This window comes from Aeromonas sp. R5-3 (assembly GCF_040908225.1).
Classification (GTDB): Bacteria; Pseudomonadota; Gammaproteobacteria; order Enterobacterales; family Aeromonadaceae; genus Aeromonas; species Aeromonas dhakensis.
The window spans coordinates 216307-232019 of record NZ_JBFODH010000019.1; the positions used below are offsets into that span (position 1 = coordinate 216307).

A 15713-nucleotide genomic window follows, 5' to 3' on the forward strand; every position below is an offset into this window, starting at 1 on the left:
ACTTGTAACGAAAATCAGTGGGCGATGATGTACATGTCTTTGCTGTACAGGTTGTCCAGCGGGTTGGCCGGATAGCCGCCCACGTAGGGCTTGACCATACGGGAAGTCACGTACTGATAGATGGGGGCGATCGGCATGTCCTTGGCCAGGATCTCTTCAGCCTGGACGTAGAGCTTGTTGCGCGCCTCGGCATCCACCTGATTGCGCGACTCGTTCATCAACTTGTCGAACGCCAGGTTGGAGTATTTGCCGTCGTTGTTGCCGTGGGTGGTCTGCATCAGATCCAGCATGGAGGAGGCTTCGTTGTAGTCGGCGATCCAGCCGGCACGGCCCACGTCAAACTGACCCTGTTTCTTGGTCTCCAGGTAGGTTTTCCACTCCTGGTTGACCAGGCTCACCTGCACGCCCAGCTTCTTCCACATGGAGGCCACGGCAACCGCCACCTTCTTGTGGTTGTCATCGGTGTTATAGAGCAGCTCGAACTTGAGCGGTTTGCCCGGGCCGAAACCGGCTTCGGTCAGCAGCTCTTTCGCCTTGGCATCACGCTCTGCCTGGGTCAGCTTGGACCAGGCCGGCGCCACCGGCTTGAAGCCATCCACGAAATCAGGGACCAGGGTGTAGCCCGGGGTTTCCCCCTTGCCCATCACCTTGTCGGCGATCACGTTGCGGTCGATGGCATAGGAGAGCGCGGTACGCACCCGCACGTCATCAAACGGCTTCTTCTTGAAGTTGTACTGGTAGTAATAGGTACCGACGTAGCCGCTCACCTTCACCTCGTTCGGCAGATCCTTCTTCATCTGCTTGAAACGCTCGATGGGCATGTTGTAGGTGAGATCCACTTCGCCGGCCAGGTAGCGGTTCAGCTCGGCGTTGGTGGACTGGATCGGCAGATAGGTCACCTTGTTGATGACGGTCTTGGCGTCGTTCCAGTAGTTTTTGTTGCGCTCGACGTCGACGCGCTCGTTGACCACCCAATCCTTCAACACATAGGCGCCGTTGGATACCATGTTGCCGGGCTGGGTCCACTTGTCACCGAACTTCTCGACCACCTTCTTCGGCACCGGGTAGGTGGTGGTGTGGGAGAGCATGCTGACGAAGTAAGGCACCGCCTTCTCCAGCTGCACCTCGAAGGTGTAGTCGTCCACCGCCTTCACGCCCAGCGTATCTGACGGCTTCTTGCCGGCAATGATGTCGGAGGCGTTGACGATGGTCGGGATCTCCAGATACCAGGAGTAGGGAGAGGCGGTTTTCGGATCGACGGCCCGTTTGAAGGCATATTCGAAGTCGTGGGCAGTGACCGGATCCCCGTTGGACCACTTGGCGTTTTTGCGCAGGTGGAAGACGAAGTGTTTGTTGTCCTTGGTTTCCCAGGACTCGGCCATGGCGGGGAGCACTTCACCCTTGGGGCCGGAGGAAACGAGACCTTCGAACAGGTCACGCAGAATATTGGATTCAACCGTTCCTTCGGTTTTATGCGGGTCGAGAGTTGCGGGCTCGGAGCCGTTGCCTTTCACCAGCTGCTGAACCTCAGCCAGCTTGGTACCTGCGGGCACATCGGCGGCTTGTGCCGCGTTGACACCGCCAAACAGAGCTGCCACCAATAGGGTATTAATCATTGTTTTTTTATGAGTCATTTCCATACTCCACAAGAACATTCCATGCATTTTTCCATCAACGAGATAAGTACCCCGCTGCCAGCATAATTCCCTGACATTTCTGATAATGCAATAGATATCGTCAGGCAGGACTGGACTTCATGGTCAAAAAAGCAGCTTTTGACCAATTATTCAGAATTTAAATATCCCGTAATGGACGTTTTTTATACAAACCCGCTCGATTCTAGGAAATGACCAACAAAAAAGAAACAATAAAAAGCCGGTCACAAGGACCGGCTCCAACAAAACAGACCTGAATCACATCAATCCGGGGAAGACCCCCTTGATCCCCGCCACCATGATCTCGATACCCAGCGACATCATGATGAGACCCATGATCCGGGTCACCACGTTGATGCCGGTGTTGCCCATCACCTTGAACAACAGGGGGGCGGCGCGGAATATCAACCAGGAGCAGAAGGCAAACACCATCACCACCAGCGACATGCCCAGCATCTGGGACCAGGTGCTCTGACTGGCGTAGACGATGGAAGAGGAGATGGCACCGGGGCCCGCCATCAACGGCAGCGCCAGCGGCACCACAGCGACAGATTCCCGCGCGGCCAGTTCCCCTTTCTCCTGTTTGTTGTGCTTCACCTCCCCCAGCTTGCCCTGCAGCATGGACCAGGCGATCAGGGTGATGAGCGAGCCGCCGGCGATGCGAAAGGAGGCCAGCGAGATGCCAAACCCGTCCAGGATCAGTTGCCCCATGGACATGGAGACCAGCAGGATGATCATCACCGCAATGTTGGCGGTGGTGTTGGTCTTCATCCGCTCTTCCGGCGTCTGATGGCTGGTCAGGCTGACGAACACCGGCAGCAAACCGAGCGGGTTGATGATCGCAAACAAACCGATGAAAAACTTCAGATATAAAGAGACGTCAATCGCTGCCATAGGCGCCATCCAGAAGTAGTACGAGGCCCTGTGGGCCACCCCGATAAACCGAGCGTAAATTTACATCATGCCCGAATCCTTCACCAATCAAATAATCTCACCCTTTCCGTGGCTTTTCAGTTAGTTCCTCTAATGCATCGACGAAATTCGACAGATTGAGTTGTTAATAAAGATTGTCGCAATTTAACACTCTGATAAAATCGCTTCGAGTTTTATCTGGCCATGGAGTTTGGCCGCAACATTTCATCTCAGCAAACAAGGATTTCGTGATGATTGATACGGACATCAAGTTGCAGTGGCACCTGGATGCACTGCCCGCAGGTACCCTAACCCCCCTGCAGGGCTTCTTCCGGCGGCTGCCGGTTGATCCCTACATTCAAGGCAGCTTTCGCCAGCGCCGCTACGGCCGGGTGGAGAAGGAGGGCTCCCGCTTTCAACCCCTCGACAACGGCGTCTTCTTTCAGGCGGCCGCCATCAACAAGTTTCTGGGGGATGTGCCCAGAACCTATGCCGAGCTGGAGCCTGCCTTCGTCGCTCACCCCTCCTTTATACAACTGCTGAAACTGTTCGCCCGCCACACCCGGCTGGAAGACGGTCAGGCCATCGGCATTCACCAGATGCGCATCGTCACCGGCGAAGGAGAGAGCGTCCCGCCCGCGCCGGAGGGGGTGCACCAGGATGGCTTTGACTTCATCGGGGTCTTCTTCTGCGGCAGTGAAGGGGTCAGCGGCGGCGCCTTGCAGCTCTATCATGGATTAAAAGAACAACCATTTTTCCAACAACAATTAAACGTCGGTGAGTATCTGATCCTGGATGATCGCCGTTTCTATCACAATGCCGCCCCCATTCTGCCCCTGGGCACGGACCGGGGACATTGGGACGTGATCGTGCTAACTGCTTGAAAAATGGTGCGTGAACCCCTGTTCACGCACCATTCATCCCGCCTCTGGCTCACTAAACAACCGCGCAACATCTGGCAAACATGTATTGTGAAACAAAATTTCTTTTGTTCTTTTGTTACACATGATCCAGATCAAGTTTTTCTGAGTCAGCCCCGCTCTATAATCGACTCAGAAAGCGATTTAGTAAGGCATGTAAATACCCCGTTGTGGTGATTCTGTTCTTGACAGGGCATCTATAATTGCCGGGCATTGCCAAGGTCTTACTAAACAGTTTTCAAATCATCAGGAGATAAACATGGCAGTAACCAATTTGGCTGAACTGGATGCACTGGTTGCCCGCGTCAAAGAAGCGCAGCGTGAATTCGCCAGCTTCTCGCAAGAGCAGGTAGACAAGATCTTCCGTGCCGCCGCCCTGGCCGCCAACAACGCCCGTATCCCCCTGGCCCAGATGGCCGTGGAAGAGTCCGGTATGGGTATCATCGAAGACAAGGTTATCAAGAACCACTTCGCCTCCGAATATATCTACAACAAGTACAAAGAAGAGAAGACCTGCGGCATCCTCAGCGAAGATGACGAGATGGGCACCATCACCATCGCCGAGCCGGTAGGCATCATCTGCGGTATCGTACCGACCACCAACCCGACCTCCACCGCGATCTTCAAGTCCCTGATCTCTCTGAAGACCCGCAACGCCATCATCTTCTCCCCGCACCCCCGTGCCAAGAACTCCACCAATACCGCAGCCAAGCTGGTACTGGATGCAGCCATTGCCGCCGGTGCTCCGAAAGACATCATCGGCTGGATTGACCAACCCTCTGTTGAGCTCTCCAACGCCCTGATGAAGCACAACGACATCAACCTGATCCTGGCCACCGGTGGCCCGGGCATGGTGAAGGCCGCCTACTCCTCCGGCAAACCCGCCATCGGCGTAGGTGCCGGTAACGTACCGGTCGTCATCGACGAAACCGCCGACGTGAAGCGTGCCGTCGCCTCCATCCTGATGTCCAAGACCTTCGACAACGGCGTGGTCTGTGCCTCCGAGCAAGCCGCCATCGTGGTCGACTCCGTCTACGACCAGGTGAAAGAGCGTTTCGCCACTCACAACGGTTATGTGCTGTCCAAGGAAGAAGCCGACAAGGTCCGCAAGGTCATCCTGATCAACGGCGCCATGAACGCCAACATCGTGGGTCAGCCTGCGGTCAAGATCGCCGAAATGTCTGGCGTCACCGTGCCTGCCAACACCAAGATCCTGATCGGTGAAGGCGTGAAGATCTGTGAAGAGGAAGAGTTCGCTCACGAGAAGCTCTCCCCGACCCTGGGTCTGTTCCGTGCCAAGAACTTCGAAGAAGCCGTCGAGATGGCCTGCGACATGGTCAACCTGGGTGGTATCGGCCACACCTCCGGTCTCTATACCGACCAGGATCGCAACGCCGACCGCATCAAGTACTTCGGCGACAAGATGAAGACTGCCCGTATTCTCATCAACACCCCGACTACCCAGGGTGGTATCGGTGACCTGTACAACTTCGCGATGGCACCGTCTCTGACGCTGGGCTGCGGCTCCTGGGGTGGCAACTCCATCTCCGAAAACGTGGGTCCCAAGCACCTGATCAACAAGAAGACAGTCGCAAAACGGGCAGAAAACATGCTGTGGCACAAACTTCCGAAATCCATCTACTTCCGTCGTGGCTCCCTGCCGATCGCCCTGGGCGACCTGGAAGGTAAGAAACGCGCCATGATCGTGACCGACCGCTTCCTGTTCAACAACGGCTACGCCGACGAAGTGGTTCGTCTGCTCAAAGGCCTGAAGATGGAAGTTGAAGTGTTCTACGAAGTCGAAGCCGACCCGACCCTGTCCGTGGTACGCAAGGGTGCCGAAATGGCCAACTCCTTCAAGCCGGACGTGATCGTCGCCCTGGGCGGTGGTTCACCGATGGATGCGGCCAAGATCATGTGGGTAATGTACGAGCACCCGAACACCGCGTTCGAAGATCTGGCCATGCGCTTCATGGACATCCGCAAGCGTATCTACAAGTTCCCGAAAATGGGCGTGAAGGCCGAACTGGTCTGCATCACCACCACGTCCGGTACCGGTTCTGAAGTGACCCCGTTTGCGGTCGTGACCGACGATGCCACCGGCGTGAAATACCCGCTGGCCGACTACGAGCTGACCCCGAACATGGCCATCGTCGACGCCAACCTGGTGATGGGCATGCCCAAGTCCCTGTGCGCCTTCGGTGGTATCGATGCCGTGACCCACGCCATGGAAGCCTATGTTTCCGTGCTGGCTAACGAGTACTCCGACGGTCAGGCACTGCAAGCCCTGAAACTGCTGAAGGACTACCTGCCCTCCAGCTACCTGAACGGTGCCAACGACCCGATCGCTCGTGAGAAGGTACACAACGCGGCCACCATCGCCGGTATCGCGTTCGCCAACGCCTTCCTGGGTGTGTGCCACTCCATGGCTCACAAGCTGGGTGCCGAGTTCCACATCCCGCACGGCCTAGCCAACGCCCTGCTGATCAGCAACGTCATCCGCTACAACGCGAACGACAACCCGACCAAGCAGACCGCGTTCTCCCAGTACGACCGTCCGCAGGCTCGTCGTCGCTACGCCGAAGTGGCCGACCACCTGGGTCTGACCGCCGCCGGTGACCGTACCGCCGCCAAGATCGAGAAGCTGCTGGTATGGCTGGACGAGCTGAAGGCAACCCTGGGTATCCCAGCCTCCATCCGTGAAGCCGGCGTCGCCGAGGCCGACTTCCTGGCCAAGGTTGACCAACTGGCCGTGGAAGCCTTCGATGACCAGTGCACCGGCGCCAACCCGCGCTACCCGCTGATCAGCGAGCTGAAAGCCATCCTGCTGGACACCTACTACGGCCGTCCGTTCACCGAGGAGGCCCAAGCTGCCGCCAAGGTTGATGCCAAAGTAGAAGGCAAGAAGAAGTCCAAAGCCTGATAAGCTGAGTCGACTCGAGAGCCCGCGCACATGCGCGGGCTTTTTTGTTTGTCTATCTGCTTAATTTTGCTAGCTTGTTCATAGGCATTCATGAAATGCGAGCGAGCGTATGGCGCTGATACAGGCATCCATAGAACAGTTGCGGGTCGGTCACTATATCCATCTTCCCACGGGATGGACCAATCACCCTTTTATGTTCAATGCCTTCAAGATCAAGGATCAACAGCAACTCGACATCATCCGCCACCTTGACCTCAATCTGCTGATGGTCGACCCCGACAAGAGCGACCTCCCTCTCGAGCCCCTGTTGCGTGGCGATATTCCGAGCCCAGGCCCCGATCTCTCCGTTGTCGAAGAGCCGGAGGATAGCGGCCCTCCCCCGTTTGACGAGAAGGCATTTCGTCGCTCCCTGCGCGCCGCCGACAAGGCCTTCGGCCAGTCCATGTCCGAGCTGCGCGATGCCCTGGGCGCCCTCAACCTCAAGCCGGACGAAGGGCTCGCCAACACGGCGCAGATTGTGCGCAACGCCGCCGCCCGCATCAGCGCCCACGAGGGCCCACTCGGGCTGCACCTCATTCGCAGCCCCCATACCGACATCCTGCTGCAGCACAGCCTGAACGTGGCCTTCATCGCCATGTTGATGGCACGGGAGCTGGGCATGACTCCCATCGAGATCGAGGAGACCGGGCTGGCCGGGCTGGTGCACGACATTGGCGAGCTGAAGATCCCGACCCAGATCACCCAGAAGCGGGGGGAACTCAACAAGTCGGAGCAGAACTTCCTCAAGATGCACCCCCAGTACGGACTGGAGATGCTGACCCAGTTGCAGGCCTTCGAGCCCAAGATCCGTCAGGTGGCCCACCTGCATCACGAGCGGCTCGACGGCAGTGGCTTTCCCCTTGGCATCAAGGGGGGCGAGATCCCGCCGCTGGCACGGATCATCGGGTTGGTGGATTACTATGACGAGCTGCTGCACCCGCGCAACAGCGCGACACCGGCTGCGCCGAGCCAGGCCATCAGCCAGCTCTACAAGCTGTCGCAAAAGAAATTCGACCAGGATCTGGTCAAGCTGCTGATCAAGGTACTGGGGGTCTATCCGCCGGGCTCGCTGGTGCTGCTCTCCGACGACTCGGTGGCCCTGGTGCTCTCCACCGAACCCACCATGCCCCTCAAGCCCAAGGTGTTGCCCTACATCAAGGCACAACGACCGGAAGGGGTGGCCATGGTCGACCTGCGGGAGGATGAGCGCACCATCAAATCCTTTCTCAAGCAGGAAGATCTGGACGAAGGGCAGCGTCTGTTTTTCAACCTGACCCGACGCTTCTGTTACTATTTTGCATTCTGAGTTATCCCCAGAAGCTGGGGATAACTCATTGGACAAACCTGAATAATTGCCCGATTACCCTCAAAATGGTTTGCCACGTCCCCTGGATAAAAAACGCCCGACCTGCTGGTCGGGCGGAGCATGCCACCTCCGTGTGGCGTATCCAACGGATACATTCATGCTCAATTCAGCAATATCAATCCTTGGGCAATTACACAAATATCAATTTAACATGCTGATTTGATATGGTTTTATTCCGCGTTTCTGGCACACTTCGCCGGCGTTATGGCCAGAATGGCCCACAGAACAAGATCCTGATCACATTTATTCAAGACTGCCGCTTTTTTCGGCACGGACTCTGAGGAACGTTTTTTATGCAGTTGGTCCTCTCCCTGCTTCAACAGATGAGCGTCAGTCTGGTCATCGCCTACCTCTTTTCCAAGAGTCCGCTGCTGCGCCCACTGACCAACTATTCGGTCAGGCTGCCCCACAAGGTGCTGATTTACCTCATCTTCTCCTGCTTCTGCATTCTGGGTACCTATGTGGGGCTGGATATCGACGATGCCATCGCCAATACCCGCGCCGTGGGCGCCGTGCTGGGGGGACTGCTGGGAGGCCCGCTGGTGGGATTTCTGGTGGGACTGACCGGCGGGATACACCGTTATACCCTGGGGGGGTTCACCGATCTCGCCTGCGCCATCTCCACCACCTGCGAAGGCTTGCTGGGCGGACTGGTGCACTGGCGACTGATGCGGGCAGGCAAGATGGATGCGCTGTTCGAGCCGCGCATCGCCTTCTTCACCACCCTCTACGCCGAGATCATGCAGATGGTGATCATCCTGCTGGTAGCCAGCCCGTTCGACAAATCCCTGCTGCTGGTGCGCACCATCGCCACCCCCATGATCCTTGCCAACTCCTGCGGTGCGGCCCTCTTCATCAGCATGATCCGCGACCAGCAGCGGATGTACGAGAAGTTCTCCCGGGTCTTCTCCGCCAAGGCGCTCACCATCGCCAACCGCACCGTGGGGATCATGAGCCAGGGCTTTACCCCCGAGGCCAGCACCCGCATCGCCCAGATAGTGCAGGAGGAGACCGGGGTCGGAGCGGTCGCCATCACGGATACCGACAAGATCCTCGCCTTCATCGGCATCGGCGAGGATCACCACAAGCCGGGTACCCCCATCACCTCCGCCATCACCATGCAGGCCATCGCCCAGAACAAGGTGCTGTTTGCCGACGGCAACAGCCAGCCCTACCGCTGCAGCATCTCGCCCCAGTGCCAGCTCGGCTCTGTGTTGGTGATCCCGCTGCACGGCGACGAGGGGGTGATCGGCACCATCAAGCTCTATGAACCCAAGAAGCGGCTGTTTCTCAAGATCAACCACACCCTGGGGGAAGGGATCGCCAACCTGCTCTCCCAGCAGCTGCTGACCGGCCGGCTGGAGCAGCAGCAGCGGCTGCTGGTGCAGTCCGAGCTCAAGCTGGTACAGGCCCAGATCAACCCCCACTTTCTGTTCAACACCCTCAACACCATCAGTGCCATCACCCGGCGCGAGCCCGAGCGGGCGCGCCAGCTGCTGCTCCACCTATCCCTGTTCTTTCGCAAGAACCTCAAGCGCCAGAGCGGGCTGGCCACCCTGCAGGAGGAGCAGGAGCACTGCCAATCCTATCTGGAGATCGAGCTGGCCCGCTTTGGCGACCGGCTGACGGTGCAAAACGACATCCCGCCCGACCTCGCCGGCCTCAAGCTGCCGAGCTTCACCCTGCAGCCACTGATTGAAAATGCCATCAAGCACGGCATCTCCACCCTGCTGGAGCAGGGGCGCATTCGCCTCTACACCGAGCAGACGACGGATCGGGTTACCATCCACGTCGAAGACAATGCCGGCACCTGGCAGGAGAAACCGGCCGGTGACGGGCTCGGCATGACCCTGGTGGATCGGCGCCTCAAGAGCGCTTTTGGCAACCGCTATGGCCTGAGCGTCAGCTGCGAGCCCGACTGCTGGACCCGGGTCTCCGTCACCCTGCCCAGGGAGGCGTCATGATCCGGCCGTCACACCAAGCCAGTTTTGCCCCCCAGTCACGCAGGAGAACACCATGATCCGCACCCTCATCGTCGATGACGAGCCGTATGCCCGCGAGGAGTTGATGCAGCAGCTGGCCGCCGAGCCCGATATCGAGCTGCTGGGGACGGCCGCCAACGCCATCGAGGCGCTGCCGCTCATTCAGCGGCTCAGACCCGACGTGGTGTTTCTCGACATCCAGATGCCCAAGCTGAGCGGCATGGAGCTGGTGGCCATGCTCGATCCCCTGCCCCGCATCGTGTTCGTCACCGCGTTTGACGACTACGCCATCCAGGCGTTCGAGGAGAACGCCTTCGACTACCTGCTCAAGCCGGTGGAGCCGGCCCGCCTCGCCAAGACGCTGGCGCGGTTGAGACAGGATCTCAGCCCGCAGCCCATGACGGCGATCGCCCCCGCCATTCGCCACATTCCGGGCTACCTGCACAACCGGGTGCGGCTGCTGCCCATCGAACAGGTGGAGTACGCCTTCTCCGATCTCGGCGGCGTGCACGTCGCCAGCCAGGGCGAGCTGTTTCACACCCAGCTCACCCTCAAATCACTGGAAGAGAAGACCCCGCTGCTGCGCTGCCACCGCCAGTACCTGGTGGCCCCGACCGCCATCTTCGAAATCCGGCTGCTGGAGAATCAGCTGGCGGAGATAGTGACCCCGAGCGGTGCCCAGGTGCCGGTCAGCCGCCGCTACCTGAAGGAGTTGAAGGAGCAGCTCGGGCTGGAGTGAGCCGCGCGGTGTGAGCCGGATCACGAGCGCCAACCGCTCGGGTCGCCATACGGCCGCTCGCCCCTTTTTACCTGCCGTTAACAGTGCAAGCCCCTACACTGGCCGCGCACACCAAAAAATAACAAAGCAGGAGCGTAGCAATGATCTGGTTCTTCCTCTGTGTCGGCTTGCTGATAGCCGGCTACTTCGTATACGGCAAATTCATCGAGCGGATATTCGGGCCAAAACCCGAGCTGAAAACCCCCGCCATCACCATGGCGGACGGGGTGGACTATGTCCCCATGTCGGACAAGAAGGTCTACCTGGTGCAGCTGCTCAACATCGCCGGCGTCGGCCCCATCTTCGGCCCCATACTGGGTGCCCTCTACGGCCCGGTCGCCATGCTGTGGATCGTCTTCGGCTGCATCTTCGCCGGCGCGGTTCACGACTACTTCTCCGGCATGCTGTCGGTACGCGCCAAGGGCGCCTCTGTACCGACCGTGGTTGGTGAGCACCTGGGCACCGCCGCCAAGCACTTCATGAACCTCTTTGCCGTGGTGCTGTTGATGCTGGTGGGCGTGGTGTTCGTGCTGAGCCCGGCGGGCCTCTTGGCCAACCTCACCTCCACCGACCTGGTCTACTGGATTGTGGCCATCTTCGCCTACTACATCCTGGCGACCATAGTCCCCATCGACAAGATCATCGGCCGCTTCTACCCCATCTTCGGCGCCCTGCTGGTGTTCATGTCGGTCGGCCTCATCATCGGCCTCATCGTCTCCGGCAAAGGCTTCTACAACACCGGGATGGACTTCTCCAACCTGCACCCGACCGAGCTGCCGCTCTGGCCGCTGCTGTTCATCACCATCGCCTGCGGCGCCGTGTCCGGTTTTCACGCCACCCAGTCCCCGCTGATGGCGCGCTGCATGCAGAACGAGAAATCCGGCCGCTTCATCTTCTACGGGGCCATGATCGGTGAAGGCATCATCGCCCTCATCTGGTGCACCCTGGGGCTCTCCTTCTACGACAGCACAGAAGCGCTCAACGCCACCCTGGCAAGCGGCGGTCCCTCTGCCGTGGTGCACGAGGTCTCCACCAGCCTGCTCGGCACCGTTGGTGGCATCCTGGCCATCCTGGGCGTGGTGATCCTGCCCATCACCTCCGGTGACACGGCGTTTCGCAGTGCCCGCCTCATCGTGGCGGACTTCCTCAACCTGACCCAGAAGCCGATGGCCAAGCGACTGCTGATCGCCATCCCCATGTTCATCCTCGGTTTCATCATCTCCAAGGCCGAATTCGGGGTGATCTGGCGCTACTTCGGCTGGGCCAACCAGACCACCGCCGTGATGATGCTGTGGGCCGCCGCCGCCTACCTCGCCAAAGAGGGCAAGCTGCACTGGGTCTGCACCCTGCCGGCCATGTTCATGACCGCCGTGGTGTTCACCTATCTGGCCAACGCCCCCATCGGGTTCGGACTGGAGATGGGCGTCTCCACCCTCATCGGTCTGGCCAGCACCCTGGTGGTGACCGTCGCCTTCCTGATGAAGTTCAGACCCGCCCTGATCGGCAAGGCCAGCGAAAGCTGATCCACGCCAAACATGTCAGAAAAGGAGCCATAAAGGCTCCTTTTTTTGCTGCTAATTTCCCCTCACTGATGCCATACTCCCTGCGTAAGTCCTTGTCATGGATACGACTTTATGGACTCGCCCCAATAATACCGTCATCTATCTTGACGATTTCGAAGCCACTTAAGCTTCAGTACAACAAGATTGCTTAAGATTTCGGGCCCAACAGGATGGAAACCCGGTTGCTGGTTGTGTTGCAGAACCCGGGATCCAATGACAATGCTGTGCGTCACGCCGGTGGAGGCATAAATGACACTCGATTATTTTGCTCTTGGTCTGCTTTTTTTTGTGGGTTTGGTCATCTTTTACGGGGTCATCGTCATTCACGACATTCCCTATGAAATAGCCAAGCATCGTCAGCATCCCCATCAGGATGCCATTCACGTGGCCGGCTGGGTCAGCCTGTTTACCCTGCACGTGCTGTGGCCCTTCCTCTGGATCTGGGCGACCCTCTACCGGGAGGATCGGGGCTGGGGCTTTACCCAGCGTATCGAGCGCGACGAGAAACACCTCGCCGAGCTCAAGGATGAGGTCGCCGCCCTGCGCAGCCGCCTCGATCAGCTGACCCAAGAGAAGGAGTGATCATGGATCTCTTGCTGGTACTCACCTACACCGCCATCTGTGTAGCTGTCTTCAAAATCTTCCGCATCCCGCTCAACAAGTGGACCGTGCCCACCGCCGTGCTCGGCGGCGTGCTGCTCATCGGCACCCTCATCATGCTGATGAACTACAACCACCCCTACTCAGAGATGGCGCGTAACTACTACGTCTCCACCCCCATCGTTCCCCTGGTCAAGGGCCGGGTCAGCGAGGTCGCGGTCAAGCCGGACCAGAAGGTGAAGAAGGGTGACGTGCTGTTTCGTATCGACGACGAGCCGTTCCGCCAGCGCACCGCGAGCCTGGAGGCCAGGGTCAGCTCCAACGAGGAGCACCTCAAATCCATCGAGGCGCGCATGCGCTCGGCCAAGCTCGACCGGGATCGCGCCGCCGAGCTGATGCGCCGCGGCATCGGCAAGCAGCGTGATCTGGACGTGACCCAGGCCAACGTCGACGATCTGGTCGCCCAGCTCGATCAGCAACAAGCCACCCTGGACGATGTGCGGGCCCAGCTGCGCGAAGCCAAGTACCAGCTCGACCAGACCGTGGTCTATGCCCCGAGCGACGGCCATGTGGTACAGCTGGCCCTGCGCCCGGGCATGATCGCCACTCCCTTCATGTATCGCCCTGTGATGACCTTCATCCACGAGGACGACAACGCCTACGTCGGCTGGTTCTGGCAAAACAGCATGCAGCGCCTGGCGGTAGGGGACGAGGCCGAAGTGGTGATCGACGGCATCCCCGGCAAGATCTTCAAGGGTGAAGTAGAAGCGGTGATCCCCGCCATCGCCTCCGGTAACGTGCAGGCCAATGCCGCGCTGATCGACCAGAGTTCGGCGGTGATCCCCGGCCGCCTGCCGGTGCGCATCAAGATCACCGACCCGCGCTGGCAGGAGTATCAGGTGATAGCCGGCTCCAGCGGTCAGGCAGCCATCTACACCAAGCATTTCCATCACGTGGCCATCATGCGCAAGGTACTGCTGCGCATGGCCAGCTGGATGAACTACATCTTCCCCTTCCACTAAGCCGCAACGACGCAGCCAGCGGGCCGGCACCATGCCGGCCCGCTGTTTTTTGGCGCCAAGTTCCCTATAATGGCGCCACCCTGCTCCGCCCCTCGTCGATGTACCCAGCCTGCATGTTCGTTCTCAGACCCTACCAGACCGACGCCGTCAACGCCGTCATCAACCACTTTCGCAAGCACCTGGATCCCGCCGTGGTGGTGCTGCCCACCGGGGCCGGCAAGAGTCTGGTGATCGCCGAGCTGGCCCGCAAGGCGCGCGGCCGGGTACTGGTGCTGGCTCACGTCAAGGAGCTGGTGGAGCAGAACCACGCCAAGTACGAAGCCTGGGGCCTCCAGGCCGACATCTTCGCCGCCGGGCTCAATCGCAAGGAGGCCAGCGCCCAGGTGGTGTTTGGCTCGGTGCAGTCGGTAGCGCGCAATCTGGCGGCCTTCGACGGGGCGTTTTCGCTGCTCATCATCGACGAGTGCCACCGGGTCTCGCTGGATGACGACAGCCAGTACCATCAGGTGTTAGGCCACCTCAAGGCCGCCAATCCGGCCCTCAAGATCCTCGGTCTCACCGCAACCCCCTATCGGCTCGGGCTGGGCTGGATCTACCGGCGCCACTACCACGGCATGGTCAAGAGCCACGGTGAGCGGCTGTTCGGCGACTGCGTGTTCGAGCTGCCGCTGCGTTTTATGGTCAAAAACGGCTACCTGACGCCGCCGCGCATGGTGGATGCCCCCATCGTTCACTACGACTTCAGCAAGCTGGTGCCGCGGGAGAATGGCCTCTTCAGCGAGGCGGAGCTCAACGGCGAGCTCAAGCGGCAGGAGCGAGTTACACCCCATATCCTGAGTCAGGTGCTGGAGTATGCCGCCAACCGGCAGGGGGTGATGATCTTCGCCGCCACCGTCGAGCATGCCCGTGAAATTCACGGCCTGCTTGGCGCCAGAGGCCAGCAGGCAGCCCTTATCACCGGCGAAACGCCGGGGCCGGAGCGCGATGCTCTCATCAACGCCTTCAAAGCGCGCGAGCTCAAGTTTCTGGTCAACGTGGCGGTGCTCACCACCGGCTTCGATGCTCCCCATGTCGATCTTATCGTGATGCTCAGGCCCACCGAGTCGGTCTCGCTCTATCAGCAGATCGTCGGGCGGGGCCTGCGCCTCTCGCCGGGCAAGGAGGATTGTCTGGTGCTCGACTACGCCGGCAACAACTTCAACCTGTTTGCTCCCGAAGTGGGGGAGCCTCGCCCCCACGCAGGTACCGAGCCGGTGCAGGTGCCCTGCCCTGCCTGCGGCTTTGCCAACACCTTCTGGGGCAAGACCGACGAGGATGGCAAGGTGATCGAGCACTACGGCCGCCGCTGTCAGGGACTGTTTGAAGATGACGAGGGCAATCGCGAGGAGTGCGACTACCGCTTTCGCGCCAAGATCTGCCCCGCTTGCGGCGCCGAAAACGACATCGCAGCCCGCCGCTGCCAGAGCTGCGATCAGCTGCTGGTGGACCCTGACGACAAGCTTAAAGAGGCGCTCAATCTCAAGGATTGCATGGTGATCCGCTGCGCCGGTCTCACCTTCACCGCAGGGCGCGGCAAACAGGGGGAGCGGCTGGAGGTGACCTATCACGACGAGGATGGTCTCACCCTCAATGAGTACTTCGGATTTCACTCGGCAGGCGCACGGCGCTTGTTTCAACAGCACTTTGTGCGTCATCATTGGCCCGCCCCGGGGCTGGAGCCCGAATTTGCCACCCTGGCGAGCGTGCTGGCGGTGGAACATCAGTTTCGCCACCCCGATTTTGTCATCGCCCGCAAGTCAGGGCGCTTCTGGCAGATCAAAGAGAAGATTTTTGATTATGACGGCCGCTATCGCACCGCCAATTCACTGGCGTGATGGCGACCGGCATAAGGCGTATGAATTGCTTTGCCACGGCCGTTCCGGCATCGGCGGGTACAACAAGGTTTGAGTTATCA

General features: G+C 59.5%; 11 protein-coding genes. 9 read left to right on the plus strand and 2 right to left on the minus strand.

Going from position 1 to position 15713, the window contains the following annotated elements; all coding sequences use genetic code 11:
- Positions 1 to 14 precede the first annotated feature (14 nt).
- Both AB5Y95_RS10670 and AB5Y95_RS10675 read right to left on the minus strand, forming a co-directional pair.
- Complete coding sequence (locus AB5Y95_RS10670; RefSeq protein WP_005302201.1) at positions 15 to 1634, minus strand: ABC transporter substrate-binding protein; 1620 nt, start codon at positions 1632 to 1634, stop codon at positions 15 to 17.
- Between the two features lie 279 nt (positions 1635 to 1913).
- Positions 1914 to 2549: a YchE family NAAT transporter gene (locus AB5Y95_RS10675; protein WP_005302204.1), complete on the minus strand. Its 636-nt coding sequence runs from the start codon at positions 2547 to 2549 to the stop codon at positions 1914 to 1916.
- Positions 2550 to 2818: 269 nt separating this feature from the next.
- Here AB5Y95_RS10675 and AB5Y95_RS10680 point away from each other — a divergent pair, with 269 nt between their 5' ends.
- The 9 genes from AB5Y95_RS10680 to AB5Y95_RS10720 all read left to right on the plus strand — a co-directional run bounded on the left by AB5Y95_RS10680 (position 2819) and on the right by AB5Y95_RS10720 (position 15633).
- Positions 2819 to 3451, plus strand: coding sequence for a 2OG-Fe dioxygenase family protein (locus AB5Y95_RS10680; protein WP_208200973.1), 633 nt, complete (start codon positions 2819 to 2821; stop codon positions 3449 to 3451).
- 295 nt (positions 3452 to 3746) lie between these two features.
- A complete protein-coding gene (gene adhE / locus AB5Y95_RS10685) occupies positions 3747 to 6410 on the plus strand; it encodes a bifunctional acetaldehyde-CoA/alcohol dehydrogenase (protein WP_017784052.1) in 2664 nt (887 codons plus the stop codon).
- A 109-nt stretch (positions 6411 to 6519) separates the two neighbouring features.
- A complete protein-coding gene (locus AB5Y95_RS10690) occupies positions 6520 to 7755 on the plus strand; it encodes an HD-GYP domain-containing protein (protein ID WP_005302214.1) in 1236 nt (411 codons plus the stop codon).
- A gap of 353 nt (positions 7756 to 8108) precedes the next feature.
- The gene (locus tag AB5Y95_RS10695; RefSeq protein WP_017782973.1) at positions 8109 to 9779 is read left to right on the plus strand and encodes a sensor histidine kinase; all 1671 of its coding nucleotides are present in this window, start codon (positions 8109 to 8111) and stop codon (positions 9777 to 9779) included.
- Positions 9780 to 9831: 52 nt separating this feature from the next.
- Positions 9832 to 10536 (plus strand): two-component system response regulator BtsR, encoded by a 705-nt coding sequence (btsR, locus tag AB5Y95_RS10700; protein WP_010633645.1) that lies wholly within the window; start codon positions 9832 to 9834, stop codon positions 10534 to 10536.
- A 140-nt stretch (positions 10537 to 10676) separates the two neighbouring features.
- On the plus strand, positions 10677 to 12098 hold the full coding sequence (locus AB5Y95_RS10705) for a carbon starvation protein A (protein WP_010633644.1): 1422 nt from the start codon (positions 10677 to 10679) through the stop codon (positions 12096 to 12098).
- A gap of 288 nt (positions 12099 to 12386) precedes the next feature.
- Positions 12387 to 12719, plus strand: coding sequence for a DUF3302 domain-containing protein (locus AB5Y95_RS10710; RefSeq protein WP_005302225.1), 333 nt, complete (start codon positions 12387 to 12389; stop codon positions 12717 to 12719).
- Positions 12720 to 12721: 2 nt separating this feature from the next.
- Positions 12722 to 13759 (plus strand): HlyD family secretion protein, encoded by a 1038-nt coding sequence (locus AB5Y95_RS10715; protein ID WP_242763673.1) that lies wholly within the window; start codon positions 12722 to 12724, stop codon positions 13757 to 13759.
- 113 nt (positions 13760 to 13872) lie between these two features.
- Positions 13873 to 15633, plus strand: a complete 1761-nt coding sequence (locus tag AB5Y95_RS10720) for a DEAD/DEAH box helicase (protein ID WP_368160967.1) — start codon at positions 13873 to 13875, stop codon at positions 15631 to 15633.
- Positions 15634 to 15713: the final 80 nt, after the last annotated feature.